This window comes from Pedobacter psychrodurus, assembly GCF_032678585.1.
Taxonomy (GTDB): domain Bacteria; phylum Bacteroidota; class Bacteroidia; order Sphingobacteriales; family Sphingobacteriaceae; genus Pedobacter; species Pedobacter psychrodurus_A.
The window spans coordinates 1-632 of the sequence record NZ_JAVTSN010000143.1; the positions used below are offsets into that span (position 1 = coordinate 1).

Annotated in this window: 1 protein-coding gene; it reads right to left on the reverse strand. The window is 45.3% G+C overall.

The window, feature by feature from the left end:
- On the reverse strand, positions 1–632 hold a 632-nt coding region (locus tag R2S57_RS30410), incomplete at both ends, for a tyrosine-type recombinase/integrase (protein ID WP_316848664.1).

A 632-nucleotide genomic window follows, 5' to 3' on the forward strand; every position in this document is an offset into this window, starting at 1 on the left:
CCCATCTGGCTCATCTTACCTAGAGTGCCCGTATTTCTGGAGTAAAATACATAGGATCCAGGGTCAGGTTTTTCCTTATGGAAACTAAGTAGATATTTCCTTAAGTGTGCTACTGTTTTTGGAAGCAGGTATAAGGTCCGGATTTTACGTCCCTTGCCAACAATGGTGATATGGGGCCTTTCTGCCTCCAGCCGCAAGTCCTCTATCCTCATGGACAATATCTCGTCAATCCTGGCAGCCGTATTATACATTGTTATCAAAAGTACCAGGTCCCTGCGACCAGTACTGGTGGAGATGTCCGGTGCCGAAAGTAATGCCTGCATGGCCCTCTTGCTCATCCCGTTTATTTTCTTCCTGAACGTTTTTCTTCGTCTGATCTGTGAGGCATCCTGTACCAGGTACAATAGTGATATTTCCCTGCTGGCAAGATATTTCAGGAAAGCCCTTATGGCCGCCAGGCGACTATTACAGGTTTCAGGACTACTACTCCTTTTTTTTATCAGCCATAGCAGCCATTCTTCCAGATAGTTATAGCAAAAACATTCGGCACAAAGATCGGATGGTTCGATTCCCTTTTCAGTTTCCAAAAAACCAATATACAGGGATAGCGCCTGCCCATAGGATCTTAAGGT